A 19,243-nucleotide genomic window follows, 5' to 3' on the forward strand; every position below is an offset into this window, starting at 1 on the left:
AAGCTCCTGGGTTGAGGGCGGACGGACCATCCTTAGGTTACGCCCGACGACGGCAGTGGCCTTAAAGGCCCCGGCGCCCCGCCCACAGGGCGTGCAGCAGGGGAAGGGATGATGTGGCCATCAGCACGTTGCCGAATGCCAGGTCGTCGGCGCGGACGATGGCGCCGGCCACCAGCAGGCCAACGAAAACCACGGCGGAGCCGATCCGCCTTCCCGCCCGTTCCAGCCGTGCTGCCTGCCGCTCCAGGCGCGGAACGGCCACCTGCAGCGATCCCTCTTCAAGCCGGCCGGCCAGGGCATCCAGCCGGCCTGGCAGGCGGAGAGCCACACCGGCGGCGTCCACCGCCTGCCGGGCCACGTCCTGGACAAGGTTGCCGCGCTCATTGCGCAGCAGCTGCGCCGCATAGGGCTCCACCGAGTCCCAGAGGTTGAAGCGTTCATCCAGTGCACTGCACACCCCGGATGTCAGGGACATGGCACGGATGATCAGGAGGAAATTCTCCGGCAGCTGGAACGGCAGCGAGCGGACCACATCCCCGAACTCCACGGCGAAATCGCGGAACTCCCGGGGGTCGACTTCGCGGAGCTCGGCAAAGCCCATGCCGCCGAAGCGGGCAAAAAGCTGAGTCATGGCGCGTTCCAGGCCGATGCTGTCCGCTGAGGGCATCAGGACGCCCACGTCATTGATCGCCGCCACCAGTCCCTTGCCGTCGCGGGCGGCTGCGGCGATCAGCAGCTTCCGGAGTCCGCTGCGCGTGGAGGCAGTAACCTCGCCCATCATGCCGAAGTCGATGAACGTCAGTTTCCAGGGAAGTCCGCCTGTGCCCGCAGGGGCCGGGGTGACGAAAATGTTCCCCGGGTGCGGGTCGGCGTGGAAGAAGCCGTTGGTGAACAGCTGGTCGAACATGATCGCGGCGAAGACCGGGGCAACCGCGGCGGGGTCGATGCCGGCAGCCCGGAGTGCGCGGACATCGGTGATCTTGATCGCCGTAACGTCCTCGAGTGTCAGCACACGGCGGGTTGTCCGCTCCCAGACAACTTCCGGTACAGCCACCCGGTCATCACCGGCAAAATCGGCCGCGAAGCGCTCGGCGTTGACGGCCTCGTGCAGGTAGTCAATCTCCTGCAGGCTGATCTGTGCGAATTCCTCCACCAGGGCGCGCATGTCGGCGCGGCGGGAGACAAGCCGGATGTGGCTGAGCCAGCCGGCCACCTTCCGCAGCGCGGCCAGGTCGACGTCGACAATGGCACCGATGCCGGGACGTTGCACCTTCAGGACCACGGCATCCAGGCCCGTGTCCCCGGCGTCCAGGGGGCTCAGTCGCGCCCGGTGGGCCTGGCCCAGCGAAGCGGCTGCAATCGGCGACTCGTCCACCGAGGCGAATACCCGGTCCGGGGGCGCGCCCAGTTCCCTTCCCGCCAGGGCAGCGATTCCCGGGAAGGCTACCGGCGGCACTTCATCCTGCAGCCCTTCGAGCTCCTTCGTGATCTCCGGAGGCAGGACGTCAAGCCTGGAGGACAGGAACTGGCCCACCTTGATCATCAGGCCGCCGAGCTCCACGGCCAGGTCATGGAACCGCCGGGCAAAGCGCTGCATCCGCCGGGAACGCGTCCGGGCGGCGACCCCGCCAAGACCGATCCGCGGCAGGAACAGCTCGAACCACCACGTGGCTGCAAGGTTCGCGGCGGCGAAGCGCAGGATCCGCCGGTAGCGCCCGCGGTGCTCCCGTACCGCCGGTGGCGGGTCCGCCCTGGCATGGACGATCGAGGACACCCCTTCAGTCCTGGGCGAGGATGGAGTAGAGCCGCCGGCGGGCCTCGTCCAATACCGCCACTGCCTGCTGCACCTGTTCGGGTGAGCCTGTCCGGCCTACCTGCGCAGCCGCCTGCGCCAGTTCAATCCCGGCCTTGGGGAGGGACCCGATCCCGCCGCCGCCCATGGCAGCCGCGGGGTCCCAAGGCGCAGATCCATGCTGGGCCGCCACCTCCTCGCGGCCGGCCTCGGTCAACGAGTAGATCTTCCGCCCGTTGGATTCCTCGGCGCTGATGGATCCTTCATCGGCCAGCAGCTGCAGGGTGGGATAGACGGAACCTGCGCTCGGCTTCCAGCTGCCGCCGCTGCGCTCCTCGATCTCCCGGATGATCTGGTAGCCGTGCATCGGCCGTTCCGCGAGGAGGGCCAGCACCGCTGCCCGCACCTCGCCTTTCCCGGCACGGGTTCCAACCCGCTTTTCAAACCGGGAGCGCAGCTCCTCCACGGCCTGCCACATGCCGTCCAGGTTGTTCCCGCCGAATCCCCCCACAGGGTGTGAAGCACGCATGATGAACTCCTTTGCCGATCGCGAACGATATACAACGATACTCAGCGATATATGCCGTGCGCCATAGCCGGGGACAAAGGCACAGACGGCGGCAGTGGCAGGATCTGCGAATCAGGATTCAGCCAGCGTCAGGACTTGCGCAGCGTCAGGATCTGTTCAGCCCGCCCGAATGGGCCCTGCCGGTCGTGCAGGACGGTGGACGTGAGACCGATTCCGTCGCGGCCAAACGACACCGCGTTGTCCAGTCCCAGCCATTCGCCCTCCGGCCGGCGGTACATGTGGATCTGCAGGTCCAGGTTGGGGAACGAGTAGCTGTCCTTGCCCGGCGGCACGCGGGCGGCGATGCCGTTCGCGGTGTCCACGAGGCCCATGAGCCGCGCGAAGTCCCCGCTGTCGGCACGGTCGGTGAGGGGGTGGTCGGTGCGGAGCCACACTTTTCCGGCCCCCGGACGGTGCCCCTCGGCCACCCGCATCTCAAGGGACCGGATGTAGCCTCCCGGCCATACGGCGGCGCCATCGTAAGGCTTGCATTCGTCAGGGCCGGGTATTGCAGCATCCTCGATGGCGGCCACCTCCGCGGTGTCACTGGTCTGCAGCCGCCACCCCGTGGCGCGGATCGCGGTGCGGCCCCCCGCCACCAGCTCCGCCTGCACCAGCTCGATGGTCCTGCCGGGGCGCAGCGTGGTGGTGTCGATACGGAACTCGCCGCCCGGGATCAGCCCAAGGATTTCATAGCTGATCCGGCCCATCCGCATTTCCTCACGCGGCTGGTGCCGTTCCAGCACATCTGCCATGAGCCCCGAAGCGGGAGCCATGTGCTGTTCGTGGACGTTCCAGGCACCCTGGGCATGGATGGTGGACCGGAACCGGCCATCGCCGAGTTCCTGGTAGTAGAAATTGCCTTCGGCGAGCTCGGGCAGGTCTGCAGTCAAGGCTGGCCCCTTACGGAAAGTCAGTGAATTGCCAGTAACTCTATCCCGAGCCGGCCGTGGAGGACGCGCTGCAGCAGGCAACGAAATGTTGGAGGGTGCGGCGGGCAATCGGACTAGAGTAAGGAACTGGTCCTGTCAGCAACCCTCAAAAGAGGTTCCATGCGCGTCATCAGCTACAACCTCCGCAAGCACAAGGCCAGCGGCGAGCTTCTCGCCCTGGCCAGGAACCATGACATCGATGCTCTCTGTCTCCAGGAAGTGGATTCCAGCGACCTTCCGGAGACCCTTGGCCCCCTGCATTTGGCAGATGTCACCAAGGGCAACCGGCTGGGGCTTGCCATCTATTACCGGACCAGCCGCTTCACCGCACTGGACACGCAATCCTTTGCCTTGAAGAAATCCATGCATGACCGGGTCCTGGCCCCGGCCCATGAGCGCCTCATTGGAACGCGGGTCATGGACAACGAAACCCAGCATGAACTGGTGATCGGCTCATTCCACGCAGCCCCGCTGACGGCCTCAAACTCGCTGCGCAGGAAGCAGATCCATGCAGCGCATGCCGAACTGCTGAGCATGGGCAAGGGCCTGATGACGCTGATGGTGGGCGACTTCAACTACCCGTTCTTCACCAAGAACCTGGACATGCACATGAAGAACTCGGGGTATGCCCTCTCGCTGAGCAACAGGCGGACCTACACCCGGTACAAGGTGTTCAAGGGCCATTTCGACTTCGCCACGTCACTTGGCCTGGATATCGCCAGCGTGGAAACCCTGCCGCGCGGCAACTCCGACCACCTGCCCATCCTCGTGACCGCGGAGTACGGCGAGGGCTACTAGCCCGGAACGCAGTCTCCGGAGGACGCACAGGCTTGGCGCGGGTACTCACGGCGTCGGTAACCGGTAAATGCGTGCGTCGGTGTTGGTAAACACGAGCTCCACGCCGTCCTGGGCCTTCAGCCAGTCTTCCAGTTCTGCATAGTTGCCCGGTGTGCTCTGGCCTTGGAGCTCAAGGCTTGCCTCCGTTGACCGCATGAGCAGCACGAAGCCACCCGCAGGGTTGTGGCGGGCGTAGTTGTAGAAGATTGGGCCGCACGTCGCCGCTGACAGGTCCCGCCGGCACAACTCGTCCATGGTGCGGTACCGGTGTTCCAGGTAGGCGTCGCTTCGCCACGGCGTGGGGTGGGCCGCGGAAATGATCGCCGCACCATGAGGCGCGAGCCGCTCGACTTCGGCGACGGCGGCCGTCTCGCTGTCAGTGAATATGTCGAACTTTGTGTTCCCGAACCTGCTGGTCTCGATCAGGACGGACAGCAGCAGGAAGGCGGGAATGAGGCCCATCACGGCCAGGAACGGAATGCGTATGGCGCCGTCCTTTGGCAGCAGGACCGAAGAGGCCTGCAGGGCGATGAAGGGCAGCGCGAACAACGAGACGCGGATGAGCATTTCTCCGCCGTATGACTGCATCGGGAAGAGCAGCAGCGGCGTGAGGGCAAGGAGGACCACCCGGATGTCGAGCCGCTTTCTGCGCCAGTCGCGTACCGCCCCTGCCGCGGCAAGGGCCCACAGGACGACGGTCAGGATCATCCGGACCTTCACCACGAGCGAGTGGCCCGGCGTCCCGGTCACGCGGTCGACCACGTTCGCCGCAATCGCACCCTGGAATCCTGCGTCCTCAAGGGGCGGATGTCCGATGAGATAGGCACTGGCGGGGTAAACCAGCCAGAGCGCAAGCACCACGGCCGTGATCAGGGGCAGCCGGGTGGTCCAGACACGTCCGCTGAGGCTGAGCGCGGTCATGGCAATGAGCATCATGAAGGGCGTCAGCTGGTGGCTTGCACAGATGACCGTGACAAGCAGGAGGGCGACGACGAATGCGCACACCCGGTGCTGTGGCCGGTGTTCCCGGGGCGACCTCCCCCGCCACCAAAGCGCCAGATCAGCGGGCCGGAAGCCGCGGAACGTACCGGGGTGTGCCGCCAACGGGCCCACGAGCAGGGCGATCACGACGAGGTACAGGAAGAAGGCGAAGGCCTGGGGAGACAGGTAGTCCTGGTCCTGCCAGTTACCGAGGCAGAAAAGCCAGAGCACAAGCCAGAGCCGCCGCGGATCAGCCGTCAGGGACCGTGTCAGAACTCCCAGGGCGGCGAGCCACAAACCTACGTCAAGCACCGGAGCCCACAGGGCTATGCTCACCGGTTCGAGCCCTGTTGCCTTGATGACCGTGGCCAGGAGGGCAAAGAATCCAGGCCAGTTGAAATACGCGTCGATGTCCGGATCGATCACCTTTGTGCTCGAAAGCGCGTCGGCAATCCCAAGATGCCGGAAGGCTACTTCGCCCCGGGGTATATCTGTGACAAACGCTGCGGTCCCAAACAGCTCCACCACAAGAACCGCGAGGAGCCACAGCATGACCGGCCGGCTCGCCGGGCCCCGGGCATCCCCCCGCAACGCCATGACGAAGGTGATGTTAAGAAGTGCAAGCCCTGCCCAGTACGGGTAGGGCAGTACGGCGACGAGGCCGAGATCGCTTTCGACGGGCACGGACACGGTGGAAGCCGTCCCCGCGGTGAGCACCAACGACACGGCGCCTGCCAGTGCGAACCCCAGGTCGCGGGGCCTCACGACTCCGTCGTTGCGGTCGCGTTCATCAACTGCGCCGGCTATTGTGTCTTCTGCCTGCGGCACCGGAACACGCCCGCCATCCTGGGCCCGGCTCCCCCGGAACCGGGCGAAGGCACTACCGGCAGAGCGAGGCACCATGGTCCTCACGCCGCCCGCGTACCGGGGCTCCTGGTCTTGAAGTTGCACTGCGTGACAGGGGAGGAACAGACAACTGGCTCACCAACCTTGCTTCATTGCACGGATCCATGTTCAGCCAAAGGGACATGGCCCTAAAATGCGAAACGTCAAGCTGCTGCGGTGGGATTGTGGAGTCACCTGCCCGGCAATTCAGCAGCCTCGACCCCGCCGTTGCATGGAGCATACGGCCTGGGCATACCGGAAGCACCCGTAATGTGTACCTAATTTCGCCCCCAACCTAACCTGGATCAAGGGGGTACCGGCGGAGGAAAGCGGACGCTGCCCGGGAAGACGCTGCCTGGGACGACGCTGCCGGCCTACCAGGACGCGTCGGTATCCAGCCTCGCCAGCAGGTCCGGCCAGGAAGCCGCAAATCCGGGGTGCAGCTCCAGGGAGTCCACCTCGGCCACCGGGATCCACAGCAGGGCGATGCTTTCAGGATCGCTGATGACGGGTTCGAAGGATTCCCGCACCCGCACTACCACCGTGGTGTAGGACCAGTAGCCGTGGTCCAGCACCGAGGTGAACAGCACCTCCACGCTTTCGGACGGGACGGCAGCCTCCTCGTAGGCTTCGCGGAGGGCGCCGTCCACCGGCTCCTCGCCCTCGTGCAGTGCCCCGCCCGGCAGTCCCCAGGTTCCACCGTTGTGGCTCCAGACGGCACGGTGCTGCAGCAGCACGCCTTTTGCGGGGTCGTAGGCCAGGACGCCGGCTGCGCCGAACCTGCCCCAGTACCTGCCGCGCTCCCCTTCCACCCAGGCATCGCCCGGGTCGCGGGGACCCGTGCGGGGCGGCGGAGTGGAGGACGTGCTGGCGGACGGGAAGAAATCCATTGCTCCAGTCTGACAGGTGAGGCAAGGACAGGTGAAGAGAAGCACCGGCAGGTGTACGCCGGACCGTCAGGTCTTGTGCCCGTGGTCGACGGCGAAATCGCCGCCGGGGTACATGACCGTTTCGTGCCCGTCGTCGAAGCGGACAACGTAGGGTGGGCTGCCCCCCTCGCCACGGACTTCCAGGATCACCCCGTGCCGGTCCGAGGACCCCACGGTCCTTCCATGCACCACGATGCGGTCGCCTTGGGCTGCCTCCATGGCCATCACCTCCAAGCCCCCAGATTACGACTCATGACCGCACGCGAACAGGGTCCCATGGCAGGATTCCGGTATGGCGTTGAACCTGGTCCTGCTTGCCGATACCCACGTGCCCAAACGCGCCCGGAACCTGCCCGGGCAAGTGTGGGACGCCGTGGACAATGCCGACGTGGTGTTCCACGCCGGCGACTGGGTGGAGGCGGCGCTGCTGGACGAATTCGAGCGCCGCAGCAAGCGGTGCCTGGGTGTTTATGGCAACAATGACGGCCCGGAACTGCGCCGCCGCCTGCCCGAAACCGCCACCGCCACCCTCGGCGGGGTCCGCTTTGCGATGGTCCACGAGACGGGCCCGGCCAAGGGCCGGGAACTGCGGTGCCAGGCGCTCTACCCGGCTGCCGATGTCCTGGTGTTCGGCCACAGCCATATTCCCTGGGACACGGTGTCGCCGAAAGGGCTGCGGCTGCTGAACCCCGGCTCACCCACGGACCGCCGCCGCCAGCCTGCGTGCACCTTCATGCAGGCCACGGTTGACGCCGGGCAGTTGGCGGAGGTGCGGCTGGTGGAAGTTGAGCGCGGCTGAGCAGCCCAGCCGCTTGGCAGGAAACAGAGTCTTGCCTAGGCTAGGAACCGTAAGCATGCTTAGCTTTTTGCCCCCGTCACGGCGCAAACCGCAACCTGCTTCAGTTTCCGGGGCGACGAAACCGCCCGCGTCCGCACGAACAGGAGGACCACCATGACTGACCAGTACACCTTCCGTAATCCCGTGACTGCCTACGAAACAATCTCCCCGCCCAAGCAGCACCAGCCCGAGCCGGGCCTTGATGCCGAACTGGAGCCCAAGGCCGACCTTGGCGAGGAAACCTACCGCGGCACCGGCCGGCTGGAAGGCCGCCGGGCCATCGTGACCGGGGCGGACTCCGGCATCGGGGCTGCGACGGCGATCGCCTTTGCGCGGGAAGGCGCCGACGTCGTCCTTTCCTACCTGCCGCAGGAAGAAGAGGATGCCTCGCGCATCGCCGGAATCATCGAAGCGGCCGGCCGCAAGGCCGTCAAGGTGCCCGGTGACCTCAAGGACTCCGCCGCGTGCCGCGACCTGGTGGACACGGCGCTGGCCGTCCTGGGCGGAGTGGACATCCTGGTCAACAACGCCGGGAAGCAGGTGGCCCAGGAGGACCTGCAGGACATTACCGACGAGCAGTTCGACCACACCCTGAAGACCAACGTCTACGCGATGTTCTGGGTGACCAAGGCCGCCGTGCCGCACATGCCCGCAGGTTCCACGATCATCAACACCACGTCCATCCAGGCCTACAACCCATCCCCCACCCTGGTGGACTACGCCACCACCAAGGCGAGCATCAACAACTTCACCAAGGGCGTGGCCCAGCAGCTGGCACCCAAGGGCATCCGGGTAAACGCTGTGGCTCCCGGTCCGATTTGGACTCCCCTGCAGGTCAGCAGCGGCCAGCCCAAGGAGCAGCTGCCGGAGTTCGGCCAGTCCACGCCGCTGGGCCGTGCCGGCCAGCCTGCCGAGCTGGCCCCCGCCTACGTCTTCCTGGCGTCCCCGGAGTCCAGCTTCGTGGTGGGCGAAACGCTGAACGTCAACGGAGGCAGCCCCACTCCTTAACAGCTCCCCCGGCGGCCCCGGGCGCGGTCAGCCGGCCGCGTCCCGGTCCGCCAGGAGCTCGTCGGTGGCGGGGTCGGGCTCGCCGTTGAAGAACTGGGCAAGGACCGTCTTGAACACTGTTTCTCCGGGTGCCGCCCGGAGAAACAGTGTCATGGAGGAGCGGAGTTTCTTCGCGTCGATGCCGCCAAAAATGTCCTCGGCTGACTGGTCGGCGTGGTTGGCCAGGACCACAGAGCACTCCAGCAGCCGAGGTCCCAGCACCTCGTGGTCAAGGTAGGCCCGGGCTTCAGCCAGTGACGAAATGGCATATTTGCGCGACATGGCGCTCTGCCCCAGCCCGGCAATCTGCGGGAATATGAACCACATCCAGTGCCCGGACTTCCTGCCGACCTGCAGCTCCCCCAACGCCTGCTCATAGGCTCCGCCGGTGTTCTGCGCGGCAACAAAGCGCTCAAGGTCAAACGGCTCATTCATGTGGATCTCCTTGTTTGGCCTGTTGAGAGGTTCAATTTACAGGGTCAATTTCCTTTGACAGGGCACCGGCCGCCGCCCGCAGTTCGGGGTCCGCGTCCTCCCGCCACCGCGCCAGCACCACGCCGGCCCGCTGCCGGTCACGCTCCCCCAGCCCTGCCAGCAGCGGCACGAGGACATCGGAGAGCAGAGGCTCCGTGAGGTCCGCTGCCCGGGCTGAGCGAAGGAAGCCTTCCAGGCGGGTCAGGTCCGAATGCCTGAGCAGGCGCACCTTTGACTGCAGCAGCACGACGGCGGCAAGGCGGCGCTCGAAAACGGGGCGGGATCCAGGCCTTGGCTGCCCCCACAGGGCGGAGGCAAGCATCACGGTTCCATCGTGGTCCAGGTCCTTGAACTTGCGGAGGGCGTCGCGGACCGTGCCGCGGACGGCCCCTATGGAGGAACCGTAGGAGTCCAGCACGCCGCCCAGCCGGTGTCCGACGTCGTCTGCGCGGTACCAGGCGCCCTCGTTCTGCAGGGTCCGGTCAACGAAATCCGCCGCAGCGGACACAACGTCCGCCATGCCCGTCACCGTCCGCGCCCAAAGGAGGCGTGCAGGATGCAAAACGGGGTCCAGGGGCGTGCCTCCAGCCTTCCTTCAGCGATGGGTTCCCCGCAGACGGCGCAGGTTCCGTAGGTTCCCCCGGCCAGCCTTGCCAGGGCCGCTTCGATCTGGTCCAGGCCGGCCGAGCTTTGCTTCAGGAGCGCCGATGCCTGCGAAAGTTCGAAGGCGATCGTGGCGCCCTCCGGATCATGTTCATCGTCGACGTTCGAATCCTGGCGGGCCGAATTCGCCGCGGCGATGTCTGCGCGCAGCGCCGGCAGCAGCGCCACTCGCCGCGCCCGCTCCTCTTCGAGCAGCAGACGGAACCGTTCGAAATCTGGCATGGGGAAAGCCTAGCGCGTCAGTCAGTACCAGTTCAGGGCGATGGAATGGTTCCACGCCCCGCAGGGCGAACCGTAGCGGTCACGGATATAGCCAAGGCCCCATTCGACCTGCGTCCGGTAGCTTGTCAGCCAGTCGCTGCCGGCGCTGGCATACTTGCCCGGCGGCAGCGACTGGGCAATCCCGTAAGCTCCGGACCAGGCGTTGGTGGCGGTGGTCAGCCAGTTGGATTCCTTGGTCCACAGCCGGGCCAGGCACAGGAATTGGTCCTGGCCCCATCCGAAGGCAGCAAGGCGTCCGGACGCGTAGCTTTTCGCCCCGGCCGGATCGTTGACAGCTCCACCGGGAACGGAAGGAACGACGACGGCGGGCGGGCTTGGCAGGGCCGGCGCCGGTGGCGGTGGCGGTGGCGGTGGCGGCGGCGGCGTCCGGAACGGCAGGAGCTGGATTGTTGGCGGGTGCGACCGGTCCCGGATTTGCCGGTGTTGGATCCACCTGGACGGGATTAGCGCCAATGGCAGCTGGGGCGGCGGGCTGCTGGGCGGCAGCGGCTGCCTGGCGGCGGGCCTGCTCCTCCCCGGCGGCGCGCTTGGCCGCCTGGGCCGCCTCGTAGGCCGCCAGCGCTGCCTGGCCTTGGCGATACTCCCCCTCAAGGGCCGCCGTCGTACCCTTCAGGGTGGCAAGCTGGGCAGTCAGCTCGCCACTGTGCTGCTGTTCCCCGGCCACCTGGCGGTTCAATGCGTCCCGGGCGGAACGGGCGGCCTCGGATTTAACCTTCGTCTCCCCGGCCAGGAGTTCCCCCTCGCTCCTGGCAAGCTGTTCCTGTTCCCTGAGCGCAGCGGCAACCTTTCCTGCCGCTGCCGCCTTATTCACCAGCGCAGCAGTCTTATCCCCTACAAGCTTGACCACGTTGAGCCCCTGGGTGCTGTTGGTCCCCAGGGCATCGAGCGCCACCGGGCCAGCTGGTCGTCTGCGCGGGCTGCCTGCGCAGACACCGTCTCCAACTTCGAGGCAGCCACCTGAAGCTCCGCATCCGCCGCAGCGTGGTCGGCGGCAGCCCGAACCGCCGCATCCCCGGCCGCCTCCGACTGCTCCTGGAGACCGCTGAGCAGCCCGTTGATCGCGGTGATCTCCGCGGCCTTTGCCGCTTCGGACGATTGTGCCTGCTGCACCTCTGCCCAGGAGGGGTATCCGCCGGGCGGCCCCACCTCTGCTGCGGCCGGCAGTGCGGTGGCGCCGGCAAGGGCGACAGCCATCAGGCCCGCGAACAGCGGGAACGGCCGTTTTGTAACGAACAGGGGCATAGTTCCGCAGCCTACAGCCGGGTGCGGCGGTGAAGCAGTGGCCTGTAGCCGCATTGTTACCCTTTCGGCGCCATTTGCCGGTTTCCCTGTCTTGTGGGGTCAGCCCTGAGATTCGAGGTACATCAAGACGTTTGCGGAATTGAGAGGAAAACCTCGTATGTTATCCAAATGTGACAATGACCCTGAGAGCGGGTTATGGTCTTTGAGTGTCCCTCTCAGACGGGACATTCCCATCAGTATGCCGAGCCCTGCCGCTGATCATGGGATTCACCGTTTCCAGATGGCAGGGACGGGGGAACCAAGTTTCCACGGCCACTTGTGGCCTTGGGGTTAAGTCGGTAGAGCTCCGCTTGCGGAGCCGCTACCGGCCGGGCATCTCCAGCCCGAACCCGACAGCTCACCCCGCAGGCATGGGAGAGGCGATCAAACGTGTCAAAAAATTCCATTACTGCCCGTCACCGCGCGACTCCGGCCCGCTCCATTGTGCTCGAGGGCCTCGCCGTAACCGCCAAGTCCCAGGCCCGCTCGCTGGGCCGCCCGGCGCTCGCAGTTGCTGCAGCGTCAGGCATTGCATTCGGCGTCGGAGCCCCGGCCCATGCAGGTGTCACCGGTCCGGATACCACTGAGAACACCAGCGTCCAGGCGTACTCGGCACCTGCAGCCCCGGCAGCAGCACCCGCCGCAGCAGGCAACGTCCACACCGTCGTAGCCGGCGACACCATCGGGGCCATCGCGGCCGCCTACGGCGTCAGCCTCAACGACGTCCTGTCCGCCAACGGACTGGGCCTGTCCTCAATCATCTACCCCGGTGACCAGATCCGGATCCCCGGCGCAGGCTACACCGCAGCACCGGCTCCGGCCCCTGCCGCAGCTCCGGTCCAGGCTGCGGCCGCAACCGCACCGGCGAACACCGGCATGAACATGTCCTACGCCTCCGCCACCCCGCTGGCCTCCACCGGCACGGGAACCGGCGCTGCGATCCTGGCATCGGCTTACAGCCAGGTTGGCGTGGGCCAGGACTGCACCGCAATGGTTGAAAAGGCCCTGCGCTCCGTCGGCAAGTCCGTCGGAGACCTGGCCCCCACCCAGTTCTTCCAGTACGGAACCGTTGTCAGCGCCCCCGCCCCCGGTGACCTGATCATCACCTCCGGCCACGTTGGCGTTTACGCCGGCGACGGCCAGGTTGTCAGTGGCGGCGTCAACGGCTACAGCACTGAAGTCCACTCCATCAGCTGGCTCGGCGGCTACTCCGCAGTCCGCGTAGCCTAGTCTCCGCGGCGCTTCGCGGCAGCGAAGCCAGTCACAACAGGAGGGTGGCAGCCGGGTATTCCCGGCCGCCGCCCTCCTGTCGTTTTCCCACTGGCACGAGCCGTCAGGTCCCGCAGAAGGTCATGTAGTTGCCGAATTCTTCAGGGGCACCCTCGGCGTAGCGTTCCAGCCCGGGACGTTCGGTAAAGGGGGCACCGATGGCCTCGAGCAGCTGCTGCAGGGGCGCGAGGTTTCCTTCGGTGGCAGCTGAGAGGGCTTCCTCAACCAGGTGGTTCCGGGGAATGTAGACCGGGTTCACGCTGTCCATCAGTTCCGCATCGGGTTCCATGGCCTGCCACCGCTCCGCCCAGGCGTCGAACGCGGCCAGGTCAAGGACCATGCCGCGGACGGGACGGAGGTCGCCCCGGGCGGCCTTGCCCAGGTTACGGAAGAACAAGGTGTAGTCCACCGGGCCGTCCTTCAGGATGGCGATGGCATCGTCCACCAGGGCTGAGGAGTCCTCGCCGCTTTCCGCGCCGCTTCCCAGGCCCAGCTTGCGTTTCATACCGCCGGACCACGCCTTGCTGTACTGTCCGCGGAACCCGCCGAGCACTTCCACGGCCGGGGCAACCGCCTTTTCCTGGTCCTCGTCGATGAGCGGCAGCATCGCCTCGGCGAGCCGGGCAAGGTTCCATTCGGCAAGCACTGGCTGGTTGGCATAGGCGTAGCGTCCGCTGACGTCGATGGAACTGTAGACGGCGGCGGGATTGAACGCGTCCATGAACGCGCACGGGCCGTAATCGATGGTTTCCCCTGAGATGGTCATGTTGTCCGTATTCATCACACCGTGCACGAATCCCACCAGCATCCACCGGGCCACCAGTTCTGCCTGGGCGGAGACGACGGAGCTGAACAACGCAAGGTAGGGGTTTTCGGCTTCGGCAGCGTGCGGATAGTGCCTGCTGATGGCATGGTCCGCCAGCCGCTTCAGGAGGTCCAGGTTTTCCGTGGCGCGCGCGTACTGGAAGCTGCCAACGCGCAGGTGGCTGCTTGCCACCCGTGCCAGGACGGCACCGGGCAGCATGCCGTCGCGCCGGACCTGCCGGCCGGTTGCCACCACGGCGAGCGAGCGGGTGGTGGGAATGTCCAGGGCGTGCATGGCCTCACTGACCACATATTCACGGAGCATGGGCCCGACGACGGCACGGCCGTCCCCGGCGCGGGCGAAAGGCGTGCGTCCCGAGCCTTTGAGATGGACGTCCAGGAGGCGGCCGCTTTGGTCCGTGACCTCCCCCAGCAGCAGCGCACGTCCGTCACCGAGCAGGGGTGAGTAACCGCCGAACTGGTGCCCTGCATATGCCTGGGCCACCGGAGTGGCGCCAGCGGGTATGTAATTGCCCACCAGGAGCCGTAGCCCTTCGCTGCTGCGGAGGTACTGCGGATCGAGGCCCAGGTCCCGTGCGAGCTTGTCGTTCAGGACCAGAAGCTCGGGACTGGGTGCTTCCTCGGCATGCCAGGGAACGGCGAGTTCGGCCAGTTCCCGTGCGAAACGGCCGTCAAAAGTGACCGTGGATTCAGCTGATGCCGTCATGGTTTAACCCTATCGCCGTAGTTTCGCCTGCCGCTTCCCGGATCTGTTGCCGCCGATGGGGAACGGCAATGCGCTGCAGGTCCTCAGCGGCAATGACCGTGGTTTCCGGAGCCCGGGCCCTTGCCTGCTCCGCGAGGTGGGAGACGTTGTTGCCGTACCGTGCTGAAAAATGCGTGAGCACCAGCGTCCGGGCCTTCCCAGACGCCGCCAGTTCGCCGGCCTGCCCGGCGGTCAGGTGCAGGTATTGCCGGGCCAGGCCGGCGTCGTCGTCACTAAACGTGGACTCCGTGACCAGCAGGTCCGTGCCCGCTGCCAATTCTTCTGCACCGGGACACGGTGCGGTGTCCATGATGAAGGCAAACCGCTGGCCCGGCCTGGGAATGCTCACGTCCTCCATCCGGGCTGTCCCCAGGACCCCCTGCCGCTGGAGCCGGCGGACGTCGGGCCCTTCGATGCCCGCCGCCCGGAGCCGTTCCGGCAGAAAGGTGCGGCCTTCGGGCTCGGTGAGCAGATAACCGTACGTCTCGATGCGGTGCTTCAGGGGCCGGACCTCAAGGCCTTCCGCCACGGGTCCGGCGCCGGAGTGCGGGTGCAGCCGCAGGTCGATGCCGGGAGAGCTGACGGCCACCAGGGCCTGGACCACATCGCCGCCGGACGCCGGATAATGCAGGTGGACCGGGTGCCGCACCCCGTCCAGGGCCATCCTGGAGAGGACTCCGGGCAGGCCGAAGCAATGGTCCCCGTGCACGTGGGTGAGGCAAATCCTGGTGATGCTGCTTGCCGCTGCTCCGGCATGAATCATTTGGCGCTGGGTGCCCTCGCCGGGATCGAAAAGCAGTCCTTCGCCGTCCCAGCGCAGCAGGTAGCCGTTGTGGTTCCTGGTCCGGGTGGGGACCTGTGATGCGGTGCCCAGCACCACGAGTTCACGCACCGCCGTTGTCCGCCGATGGGCCGTGCAGCCCTTTGGCGTAAGCGGCCTGGCCGGCGTGCTGGAGGCAGTCGCCCAGGATACTGACCAGCCGCACCCCGAGGGTGACGGGCGGATCCCAATGCCGGTCAACCACGCGGTCCAGGTCGGAATCATTGATTCCTTCCACCACCTTTGCCGTCTGCCGGTGGACGGCTTCGTAGTACTCCTGCAGCAGTTCCCGGGATGCGCGAACGGCGTCCACCTGTCTGCTGGAATGGCCGTAGCCCGTGTCGCTGTCCGCCAGCGGGAGGCCAAAGCGGGCAACGAATCCCTCTGCCGTCCAAACCTGCTCCAGTCCCGAAGCGGCGGCAACCTGTGCATCTTCCACCCGGCCGATGTGCCAAACCAGCCAAGCGATGGAATTGCCGTGACCTTCGGGGCGGCGCTGCAGCTGCCCCTCATCCAGCCCGTCAAGTACCTGGCCCACGAGGCCGGGGAGACGGCCGAAGGCTTCCAGCAGCAGTTCCTTGGATTGCATCATTCTCCTCCCCGTGGGCCCGGGCCGGCAGGTCCGGCCTTGCTAGCGTTCCAGGTCGTCGGGCTCAAACTGGCTCAGGGGTGAGCCGCCGAAGTTTTCCTCATCGTCGCTGGCGTCTGCTTCCAGGCCTGTGGGGTTTTCGCCGAAATCGACGTCGGCCGCTGCTTCACCCAGGGTGGGAGTGTCCGGCGGCACCTGCTCATCGCCCGAGCGGTACCGCGCCTGGGCACTTTCGTCGCGCAGCGTCTGGTCGCTCAGGAAGTCCTGCTCTTCGCCCGAGACTGCCTCGTCCTGCAGCAACGGGTCTTCCTGCCAGCGGTCCGGGTTGTTTTCGGCTGCCCCGGGGTAGCTGTCCGGTTCCCCCATGACAGGGTCGAGCTCCAGTGACGACGCCGCGCCCGGGGTTTCGTCGAGAAGTATGTCGTCTTCCTGCACAACTTCCAGCTCGTCGTCGGGGAGGTTCTGTTCAGTCATTATGGTGCCTTTCTCTTCAAGTCCGGCGGACAATAGTAAGCATACTGAGGAACTGTGCCGCCTGTGAACCTTCGACGCTCCAGGGCACCTCACCCCAGCCCCCTAAATCATCCATCGATTGCTCCGTAGATGTCGTTTTCAGGCCCCAAAACGACACGTACGGAGCAATCGATGGGGTGCCCGGGGCAAGCAGGGGGCGCTGAACAGCGCTTCCGTGACTTTTGGCCCTAGAGTGCCGGTGGCGGCGGGGCCAGTCTGGAACGGCAGGAAGACCAGTTCACGATGAGCAGGAAGTGCCGCCATGACATCCCGGAAACCCATCGCTGTGGGCACCAACGATTCAGCGCAAAGCCAGGCTGCGATCCTCTGGGCAGCGCGCCGCGCCCACCACGCAGGCCTGCCGCTGGTGATCGTCCACGTGGTCGACGACCGGTGGGTTGCCGAACCTTACCCTTGGTTTGGAACACTCCAGCAGGCCGGTGAGGAACTGCTCAAAACCGCCGCGGGCCGGCTCGAAGGAAGCGTGCCGGTTACCCCGGCCACGCTACTGCTCACCGGAAGTGTGGGCGGGCAGCTGGCCAAGTATTCGAAGAAGACCTCGATGATGGTCATCGGCTCAGGCAGCGGCCACCTCGGCGGCGCCCTCGCGGACCGTGCACTCCAGGTGGCCACCGCAGCCAAGGTCCCCGTCGCCGTTATCGGGACCCAGGACCTGGAAGGCCGGTCCGGTGTGGTGGTAGGCGTGGACGGATCCGCCGAAGCCACGCAGGCTGTCGCCTTTGCCGCCGCCGAAGCAGACCGCGATGGCGACGAACTTACTGTCGTCTATGCCGTCAATGCGCCCGATCCCGTCATCGACGCCGGCCTGACGCCGGCTGTGCTCGCGGACCTCATCGTGGACGAGGAACGGGTTGTGCTTTCTGAAACCGTTGCCGGGCTCAAGGAAGACTACCCGGACCTGACCGTGCACCAGCGGCTCGAAAGCGACAAGGGCGCGGTGGACGCCCTTGTAGAGGCCGCGGCCGGAGCACGGCTGCTGGTGGTGGGCAGCCGCGGCAGGGGCGCCTTCAAGCGGCTGCTGCTCGGTTCCACCGCACATGGCGTGCTCAAGCACCTTCCCTGCCCCACGATCATCACGCGGACTGACGCCGTCCAGGGCACCATCTAGGCCTGGACCGCCTGCCGGTCGTTCTCCCCGTTCCACATATCCGCCAGGAAAGGTCCACATTATGAAGAAGCCCGCCGCCATCATCATGCTGGTCCTCGGGATCCTGATCACCATTCCGGGGCTGGCTGCGCTGGCGGGAGGAGCCGTGGCGTCGGCGGTGGGATCCATCCAGGGGGACGGCTTCCTGACCTCCGGCACATCGCGTTTTTCCGTCAATTCCTTTGCCCTTACCTCTCCACGGGCCGATGCCATTGGCGAGGATGTTCCCGGCAGGCTTCCCTTCGACATCGGCACCCTGCGCCTGCGGGTTAATTCAGTGAGCCCCGACAAACCGGTGTTCATCGGCATCGGCCCGCAGGCCGACGTCGAACAGTACCTGTCAGGTGTGCACCACTCGGAGCTGCTCAACATCCGCCAGCGGCCCTTCCGCGCCGAATACCGCGACGTTCCGGGTGGAAACCCCGCATCACCACCAGCTGACCAGCGCTTTTGGACCGCATCCGTGTCAGGCCCCGGGGAGCAGGAGCTCACCTGGAACATCACCCCGGGCACATGGGAAGTAGTAGTGATGAATGCCGATGCCTCCTCCGGCATCGACGTCCAGGCGCAGGCCGGCTTCCGTTCGGACCTGATCCGGCCGGCAGCCACCGGCCTGCTGGTGGGCGGGCTCATCGCCCTGGTGATCGGTATTCCCCTCATCATCTTCGGCGCTATGGGACTGGGCAGGCATGCCGCGCGGCCGACCGGCGGGCCATCAGCCGGAGGACCAGGGATGGCAGGGCCCGGAATGGCAGGGCCGGGGATGCCGGCGCCGGCGATGTCAGGACCGGGGGTGGCCGGGCCAGGCCAAGTGCCGGGGGCCCAGGTGCCGGCTGGGCAAGTATCAGGAGGGCAAGTATCAGGAGGACAGGGACCAGCACCGGCGCCGTGGGGCCAACCAGGGGCGCAGGCCGCACCGGCAGCACCGGGGGCGCTCCCGCCGCAACCGTTCACCCCGGCCGAAGACCGCCGCAGCTACCCAGCACGGCTGTTCGGCGCCATCGATCCCGGCCTGTCCCGGTGGATGTGGCTGGTCAAGTGGTTCCTGGCTATCCCGCATTTCATCCTTCTCTTCTTCCTCTGGTTCGCGTTTGTCATCACCACCATCGTGGCGGGCTTCGCCATCCTGTTCACCGGCCGGTATCCGAGAGCCCTGTTCGACTTCAATGTCGGCGTCATGCGGTGGAACTGGCGGGTGGCCTTCTACGCCTACGCCGCCGTTGGCACTGACCTCTACCCGCCGTTCACCCTCAAGCGCACCAATTACCCGGCTGACTTCGAGGTGGACTACCCGGAGCGGTTGTCCCGGGGCCTGGTCCTGGTGAAATGGTGGCTCCTGGCGATCCCGCACCTGCTCGTAGTGGCCGCGTTCACCAACACTGCCTGGCGGTGGCGCGCAGACAACAACTACTTTGGAACAACCTATGAACAGAGTGCGGGCCCGTCCCTGCTGGGGCTGCTGGTCCTGATCGCGGCAGTGATCCTGCTGTTCACCGGCCGCTACCAGCGCCCGCTGTTTGATTTCATCCTTGGCGTTGACCGCTGGATCTACCGGGTCCTGGTGTACACCGCGCTGATGCGGGACGAATATCCACCGTTCCGGCTTGACCAGGGGCCCCTCGAACCTGAGTGGCCCGAAGCGGTGGCTCCCGCCGCGGCAGCACCCCAGGCCCCGCCGTCCGCCGGTGAACCGCCCGCCGGCGCGCGGTGAACCGCCCGCCGGCGCGCCATGACCTTCGGCCCTAGCCCCGCCGCGGGGCTGCGGGCATGATGGGCGTGACAGCGAGGGCCGGACGAGGGAGCAG

At 66.4% G+C, this 19,243-nt stretch carries 21 protein-coding genes and 1 riboswitch; of the genes, 6 read left to right on the forward strand and 15 right to left on the reverse strand.

Going from position 1 to position 19,243, the window contains the following annotated elements; translation table 11 throughout:
* Window positions 1–61: 61 nt before the first annotated feature.
* The 3 genes from FBY36_RS19410 to FBY36_RS19420 form a co-directional block, all read right to left on the reverse strand.
* The gene (locus FBY36_RS19410; RefSeq protein WP_142122066.1) at window positions 62–1,774 is read right to left on the reverse strand and encodes an ABC1 kinase family protein; all 1,713 of its coding nucleotides are present in this window, start codon (window positions 1,772–1,774) and stop codon (window positions 62–64) included.
* A gap of 4 nt (window positions 1,775–1,778) precedes the next feature.
* Window positions 1,779–2,321: a PadR family transcriptional regulator gene (locus FBY36_RS19415; RefSeq protein WP_142122068.1), complete on the reverse strand. Its 543-nt coding sequence runs from the start codon at window positions 2,319–2,321 to the stop codon at window positions 1,779–1,781.
* A 128-nt stretch (window positions 2,322–2,449) separates the two neighbouring features.
* The gene (locus FBY36_RS19420; RefSeq protein WP_142122070.1) at window positions 2,450–3,253 is read right to left on the reverse strand and encodes a thioesterase family protein; all 804 of its coding nucleotides are present in this window, start codon (window positions 3,251–3,253) and stop codon (window positions 2,450–2,452) included.
* Window positions 3,254–3,412: 159 nt separating this feature from the next.
* Between FBY36_RS19420 and FBY36_RS19425 the strand changes: the two genes are divergently transcribed.
* Window positions 3,413–4,090 (forward strand): endonuclease/exonuclease/phosphatase family protein, encoded by a 678-nt coding sequence (locus FBY36_RS19425; RefSeq protein WP_056336513.1) that lies wholly within the window; start codon window positions 3,413–3,415, stop codon window positions 4,088–4,090.
* Window positions 4,091–4,135: 45 nt separating this feature from the next.
* Here the strand turns inward: FBY36_RS19425 and FBY36_RS19430 are convergent, their stop codons facing one another.
* The 3 genes from FBY36_RS19430 to FBY36_RS19440 all read right to left on the reverse strand — a co-directional run bounded on the left by FBY36_RS19430 (window position 4,136) and on the right by FBY36_RS19440 (window position 7,143).
* A complete protein-coding gene (locus FBY36_RS19430; RefSeq protein WP_235008899.1) occupies window positions 4,136–5,875 on the reverse strand; it encodes a glycosyltransferase in 1,740 nt (579 codons plus the stop codon).
* A 494-nt stretch (window positions 5,876–6,369) separates the two neighbouring features.
* Window positions 6,370–6,885 (reverse strand): NUDIX domain-containing protein, encoded by a 516-nt coding sequence (locus tag FBY36_RS19435; RefSeq protein WP_142122072.1) that lies wholly within the window; start codon window positions 6,883–6,885, stop codon window positions 6,370–6,372.
* Between the two features lie 66 nt (window positions 6,886–6,951).
* Complete coding sequence (locus FBY36_RS19440; RefSeq protein WP_142122074.1) at window positions 6,952–7,143, reverse strand: DUF1918 domain-containing protein; 192 nt, start codon at window positions 7,141–7,143, stop codon at window positions 6,952–6,954.
* Between the two features lie 73 nt (window positions 7,144–7,216).
* Here FBY36_RS19440 and FBY36_RS19445 point away from each other — a divergent pair, with 73 nt between their 5' ends.
* Both FBY36_RS19445 and FBY36_RS19450 read left to right on the forward strand, forming a co-directional pair.
* Complete coding sequence (locus FBY36_RS19445) at window positions 7,217–7,723, forward strand: metallophosphoesterase family protein (RefSeq protein ID WP_142122076.1); 507 nt, start codon at window positions 7,217–7,219, stop codon at window positions 7,721–7,723.
* A gap of 153 nt (window positions 7,724–7,876) precedes the next feature.
* Window positions 7,877–8,770, forward strand: coding sequence for a glucose 1-dehydrogenase (locus FBY36_RS19450; RefSeq protein WP_142122078.1), 894 nt, complete (start codon window positions 7,877–7,879; stop codon window positions 8,768–8,770).
* A gap of 27 nt (window positions 8,771–8,797) precedes the next feature.
* Here FBY36_RS19450 and FBY36_RS19455 read toward each other — a convergent pair whose 3' ends face one another.
* The 5 genes from FBY36_RS19455 to FBY36_RS20945 all read right to left on the reverse strand — a co-directional run bounded on the left by FBY36_RS19455 (window position 8,798) and on the right by FBY36_RS20945 (window position 11,470).
* On the reverse strand, window positions 8,798–9,244 hold the full coding sequence (locus FBY36_RS19455) for a DUF1810 domain-containing protein (RefSeq protein ID WP_142122080.1): 447 nt from the start codon (window positions 9,242–9,244) through the stop codon (window positions 8,798–8,800).
* A 31-nt stretch (window positions 9,245–9,275) separates the two neighbouring features.
* Entirely contained in the window at window positions 9,276–9,803 is a 528-nt protein-coding gene (locus tag FBY36_RS19460) for a DNA alkylation repair protein (RefSeq protein WP_442858254.1), read from the reverse strand.
* A 5-nt stretch (window positions 9,804–9,808) separates the two neighbouring features.
* On the reverse strand, window positions 9,809–10,168 hold the full coding sequence (locus FBY36_RS19465; RefSeq protein WP_142122084.1) for a TraR/DksA family transcriptional regulator: 360 nt from the start codon (window positions 10,166–10,168) through the stop codon (window positions 9,809–9,811).
* Window positions 10,169–10,189: 21 nt separating this feature from the next.
* Window positions 10,190–10,681, reverse strand: a complete 492-nt coding sequence (locus FBY36_RS20940) for a hypothetical protein (RefSeq protein ID WP_235008900.1) — start codon at window positions 10,679–10,681, stop codon at window positions 10,190–10,192.
* A 378-nt stretch (window positions 10,682–11,059) separates the two neighbouring features.
* Complete coding sequence (locus tag FBY36_RS20945) at window positions 11,060–11,470, reverse strand: hypothetical protein (protein WP_235008901.1); 411 nt, start codon at window positions 11,468–11,470, stop codon at window positions 11,060–11,062.
* Window positions 11,471–11,728: 258 nt separating this feature from the next.
* Window positions 11,729–11,896: riboswitch (cyclic di-AMP (ydaO/yuaA leader) on the forward strand.
* A 3-nt stretch (window positions 11,897–11,899) separates the two neighbouring features.
* Here FBY36_RS20945 and FBY36_RS19475 point away from each other — a divergent pair.
* Window positions 11,900–12,739 carry a C40 family peptidase gene (locus FBY36_RS19475; protein ID WP_142122086.1) on the forward strand — a complete coding sequence of 280 codons (840 nt, stop codon included), beginning with the start codon at window positions 11,900–11,902 and terminating at the stop codon, window positions 12,737–12,739.
* 103 nt (window positions 12,740–12,842) lie between these two features.
* On the opposite strand, the gene FBY36_RS19480 is transcribed toward FBY36_RS19475, so the two are convergent.
* The 4 genes from FBY36_RS19480 to FBY36_RS19495 are packed head-to-tail and all read right to left on the reverse strand — an operon-like array spanning window position 12,843 to window position 16,231.
* A complete protein-coding gene (locus FBY36_RS19480; protein WP_142122088.1) occupies window positions 12,843–14,309 on the reverse strand; it encodes a protein adenylyltransferase SelO in 1,467 nt (488 codons plus the stop codon).
* Complete coding sequence (locus tag FBY36_RS19485) at window positions 14,293–15,240, reverse strand: ribonuclease Z (protein ID WP_142122090.1); 948 nt, start codon at window positions 15,238–15,240, stop codon at window positions 14,293–14,295. Before FBY36_RS19485 ends, FBY36_RS19480 begins: the two co-directional genes overlap by 17 nt.
* Window positions 15,233–15,757 (reverse strand): mycothiol transferase, encoded by a 525-nt coding sequence (locus tag FBY36_RS19490; RefSeq protein WP_142122721.1) that lies wholly within the window; start codon window positions 15,755–15,757, stop codon window positions 15,233–15,235. Before FBY36_RS19490 ends, FBY36_RS19485 begins: the two co-directional genes overlap by 8 nt.
* A 42-nt stretch (window positions 15,758–15,799) precedes the next feature.
* On the reverse strand, window positions 15,800–16,231 hold the full coding sequence (locus tag FBY36_RS19495) for a hypothetical protein (protein ID WP_142122092.1): 432 nt from the start codon (window positions 16,229–16,231) through the stop codon (window positions 15,800–15,802).
* 301 nt (window positions 16,232–16,532) lie between these two features.
* Here FBY36_RS19495 and FBY36_RS19500 point away from each other — a divergent pair, with 301 nt between their 5' ends.
* Together FBY36_RS19500 and FBY36_RS19505 are read left to right on the forward strand one after the other, a co-directional pair.
* A complete protein-coding gene (locus FBY36_RS19500) occupies window positions 16,533–17,399 on the forward strand; it encodes a universal stress protein (RefSeq protein ID WP_142122094.1) in 867 nt (288 codons plus the stop codon).
* A gap of 61 nt (window positions 17,400–17,460) precedes the next feature.
* Window positions 17,461–19,149 (forward strand): DUF4389 domain-containing protein, encoded by a 1,689-nt coding sequence (locus tag FBY36_RS19505; protein ID WP_142122096.1) that lies wholly within the window; start codon window positions 17,461–17,463, stop codon window positions 19,147–19,149.
* Window positions 19,150–19,243 lie beyond the last annotated feature (94 nt).

Origin of the sequence: Arthrobacter sp. SLBN-122 (assembly GCF_006715165.1) — a bacterium.
Lineage (GTDB): Bacteria > Actinomycetota > Actinomycetes > Actinomycetales > Micrococcaceae > Arthrobacter.

Bases quoted from the DNA above. Each gene is read 5' to 3' on its own strand.
- FBY36_RS19495 (WP_142122092.1), bottom strand. From the start codon at position 16,231: ATGACTGAACAGAACCTCCCCGACGACGAGCTGGAAGTTGTGCAGGAA.
- FBY36_RS19500 (WP_142122094.1), top strand. From the start codon at position 16,533: ATGACATCCCGGAAACCCATCGCTGTGGGCACCAACGATTCAGCGCAA.
- FBY36_RS19425 (WP_056336513.1), top strand. From the start codon at position 3,413: ATGCGCGTCATCAGCTACAACCTCCGCAAGCACAAGGCCAGCGGCGAG.
- FBY36_RS19415 (WP_142122068.1), bottom strand. From the start codon at position 2,321: ATGCGTGCTTCACACCCTGTGGGGGGATTCGGCGGGAACAACCTGGAC.
- FBY36_RS19435 (WP_142122072.1), bottom strand. From the start codon at position 6,885: ATGGATTTCTTCCCGTCCGCCAGCACGTCCTCCACTCCGCCGCCCCGC.
- FBY36_RS19505 (WP_142122096.1), top strand. From the start codon at position 17,461: ATGAAGAAGCCCGCCGCCATCATCATGCTGGTCCTCGGGATCCTGATC.
- FBY36_RS19465 (WP_142122084.1), bottom strand. From the start codon at position 10,168: ATGCCAGATTTCGAACGGTTCCGTCTGCTGCTCGAAGAGGAGCGGGCG.
- FBY36_RS20945 (WP_235008901.1), bottom strand. From the start codon at position 11,470: ATGCCCCTGTTCGTTACAAAACGGCCGTTCCCGCTGTTCGCGGGCCTG.
- FBY36_RS19480 (WP_142122088.1), bottom strand. From the start codon at position 14,309: ATGACGGCATCAGCTGAATCCACGGTCACTTTTGACGGCCGTTTCGCA.
- FBY36_RS19450 (WP_142122078.1), top strand. From the start codon at position 7,877: ATGACTGACCAGTACACCTTCCGTAATCCCGTGACTGCCTACGAAACA.
- FBY36_RS19490 (WP_142122721.1), bottom strand. From the start codon at position 15,757: ATGCAATCCAAGGAACTGCTGCTGGAAGCCTTCGGCCGTCTCCCCGGC.
- FBY36_RS19460 (WP_442858254.1), bottom strand. From the start codon at position 9,803: ATGGCGGACGTTGTGTCCGCTGCGGCGGATTTCGTTGACCGGACCCTG.
- FBY36_RS19445 (WP_142122076.1), top strand. From the start codon at position 7,217: ATGGCGTTGAACCTGGTCCTGCTTGCCGATACCCACGTGCCCAAACGC.
- FBY36_RS19440 (WP_142122074.1), bottom strand. From the start codon at position 7,143: ATGGAGGCAGCCCAAGGCGACCGCATCGTGGTGCATGGAAGGACCGTG.
- FBY36_RS19455 (WP_142122080.1), bottom strand. From the start codon at position 9,244: ATGAATGAGCCGTTTGACCTTGAGCGCTTTGTTGCCGCGCAGAACACC.